This window comes from Rhodohalobacter sulfatireducens, from assembly GCF_022012475.1.
Classification (GTDB): domain Bacteria; phylum Bacteroidota; class Rhodothermia; order Balneolales; family Balneolaceae; genus Rhodohalobacter; species Rhodohalobacter sulfatireducens.
This window is the reverse complement of the sequence record NZ_JAKLWS010000075.1, coordinates 1-3,140: the sequence shown is the minus strand read 5'-3', so window position 1 is coordinate 3,140 and position 3,140 is coordinate 1. Positions and strand designations below refer to the sequence as shown.

General features: G+C 43.7%; 2 protein-coding genes. Both read right to left on the bottom strand.

Going from position 1 to position 3,140, the window contains the following annotated elements; translation table 11 throughout:
- A partial coding sequence (locus L6773_RS21060; RefSeq protein ID WP_237856648.1) for a serine/threonine protein kinase occupies positions 1-1,184 on the bottom strand: 1,184 nt, incomplete at its 3' end.
- A gap of 36 nt (positions 1,185-1,220) precedes the next feature.
- The coding region (locus L6773_RS21055; RefSeq protein WP_237856646.1) for a tetratricopeptide repeat protein at positions 1,221-3,140 on the bottom strand (1,920 nt) is incomplete at its 5' end.

The following is a 3,140-nucleotide window of genomic DNA, read 5'->3' as shown; positions in this document are numbered from 1 at the left end:
AGTATCCCATTTCGGGTGCGAAATGATTGAAAGTTGATGGTAATACTGGTGGAAACTGAACTGGATGAATCCCCGGTGTCTGCCTGAGACGTTGTTGATGGTGTGACTTTTGAGGTTTGGATCGAATCCGGTAATTGATCCAGGCAGGTTTTGAGTTCAATCGCTAGTTGCTGAGTATCTGAATATCGCTTGGCGGGATCTTTCTCCAGCAGGCGGCTGATAAGAACGGACAGCTTTTGCGGTGCATCCGGCAGGAAATCAGAGAGTAACGGCGGTTCTTCATTGACGATGGAATAGGAGAGAGCCGCATCATACGGTCCGCCGAAAGGACGCTGACCGGTTAGCATCTCGAACAGGAGCACTCCAAACGAGAACAGGTCTGCGCGGTGATCCACCGGCCGGCCCTGAATCTGTTCAGGGGACATATATGCCATCGTGCCGAGCGTGGTGCCTGTTTGTGTGATGGGTGTTGAATCCACCAGTTTGGCCAGTCCAAAGTCCATCACTTTGATCCGGTTTTTCGAGTCCACCATAATGTTGCTGGGTTTGATGTCCCGGTGGACAATGCCGTTTTCGTGGGCTTCAGCCAAAGCCTCGGCGATCTGAATGGAATAGTTCATAGCCGTGGTTGGAGTGATCTCTTCTGCTTCAAGCTTTTGACGCAGCGTTTGTCCGTCGATATACTCCATCACAATGAAGTGCTGATTTTCATGCTCTTCGACGCTGTGAATTGTGCAGATATTTGGATGGTTAAGCGCAGCCGCAGCTTTCGCCTCACGGATAAAACGCTGTTTGTCTTTGTCGGATCGGGTGAGGTGAGAAGGCAGGAACTTGAGGGCGACAGTGCGGTCCAGATTGGTGTCTTTGGCTTTGTAAACGATGCCCATTCCACCACGGCCGAGAATGTCGGTGATGTGGTAATGTCCGAACAGGGCATCGATCCTGTGATCTTCTTCAACCTGGTCTCGTGCCAGATTATCAATGGAAGGGGCAACCACATTGTCTTCAAAATGCCCCATAAAGGAGAGGGCTTTGTCTCCATGCTTCAGCAAGGATTGAATTTCGTTGCGTAGCGCTTCATCCTCTCCGCACTGGTTGTCGATGAACGCAGCCCGATCCTCAGGCGGGAGGGCAAGCGCCTGTTCAACCAGGATTTCTATTTGGGTCCATCGGTCGTTGTTCATTGCGGTATTTTGCTTACTAAGCTCACATTTTTTTCATTATAAATCCTCGATATACGGTTCATCCTCACCCGCAATGATCTCCTGGAATCGGGGGTTGTCTCGAAGTGGGTCCCATATTGGATCTAAGCGAAGAATATTTCTATGAGCTTCTTCGGATGGAACTGAAAGACAATACTCTAAAAGATCTATCGCCAATTCTTCATTACTACTCCATGCATAGATTTCAGCGAGATCATACTCAAACCAAGTACCAACATAATGTGGTTGGGTTGAACTTATTTCTAAGGCTCTTTTTCCTTCTTGAATAGCTTTATCGATATTTCCTAATCGAGTATACACTTTACCCAAAGCAGAACGGTAAATTGGGTTATTTGGATATTCTTCGAGTAATTGTTCCCAATCATTTTTAGCCGCTTCATAATAGGTTAGAGCCTCACTCTTATTTCCTAGTCTTTCAAGAACTGTACCTATAAAGTATTGAGCATATATATCATTGGAGTTTTTATATGAACGTAAAGCCTCATCCCAATTACGTTTAAATCTATTGTAATGACCATAATGCATGGGTTCTTCAATTGCAGGATCTGATGTGTTAATTTGATCCCACAAATTTTCATAGACTTCCAGTGTTCCGTTTTTTGCTAATCCAGATCTTATAGTAAAAACAACAAAATAAAATGGATTTTCGGCAAGCTCTCTAAATCGCTCTACATATTCTAGGGCTTTATCATAATTACGAATTAAAAGGTAATCGTAAGCTAACTCTGTGTGGATATTAATATTAAGTGGATCCAACTCAAGGGCTCTTTTTAAGTAATCAAATAACTCTTTCCAATTTCCCAAACTTCTATGTGTATAGGCTGTCATAAATAAAATTAAAGAGTCATTTGGATATTTTTGAACTGCCGATTCAAAATGGGATAATGTTTGTCGGCTATCCTTACTAGTCCAAAATAAAAAGACCCCATTAGCCAGATAGGTTTCTGCATGGTCAGGGCCATAAAAAAGAGCCCATTCTGCTGCTCTTTCTAAATTTTTCAGGGTTTCCTGATTACGTTGATAAAACCAGTATAATTGTGAGTATGCATAAGCCAGCATACCCCAAGCCTGTGCAAACTCTGGATCCTGTTCCACAGCATTTCTTAGAAGTTGTTCAGCCATAAACAGGTTTTCTTCATCAAATACGCCTCGACTTAAAAAAGCCCGACCCTGCATGTAATATCGAAAGGCTTGAGGATTATCTGTAGGTCTTATGTTAAGTTGTTCTTGTTCATCGGCTGTCAATGAAGCTTGAAGCTCCCCTGCCACTTGCCTGGCAATACGGCTTTGTATCTCAAAAACATCATCAATATTGTCATCAAAACTACCACTCCATACGGTAGCTAAACTGTTTGCATCGATGAGTTGAATGGATACTCGTAACTGATCTCCTATTCGACGGACAGTTCCTTCCATAAGGGAGGACACCCCAAGTTGTTGTCCGATTGACTCCATATCTCTTTGACCAGGTTCAAAACCAAGTACAGAACTTCTCCCAATCACCGTTAATTCACTTATTCCAGCTAATCTATTAATCAGTTCTTCATGTACACCATCAGTAAACTGAATATCCTCCGGTTCAGTGCTAATACTTTCCAAAGGCAATACCGCAATTTTGTTATTTGCTGGGGTTGCCTGTGAGCCTGAAGTCGGAAAAAACCAGTAGCCAATCAGCGCCAGGAGAACGGCGAAACCCACCAGACTTAGTATCTCGTATCTGGTTCGTAGTGCAGGTAAGTTGATGATAATACTTGATGTCTGTGAACCGGACGTACTCCCAGTTAGGCTCTGATTAGTATTAATCCTTTTCGAAGCCTCAATAGAATCCGGCAACTGATCCAGACAGGTTTTGAGTTCTGCGGCCAATTGCTCACTATCTGAAAATCGTTTAGCGGGATCTTTTTCCAGCAGACGGTT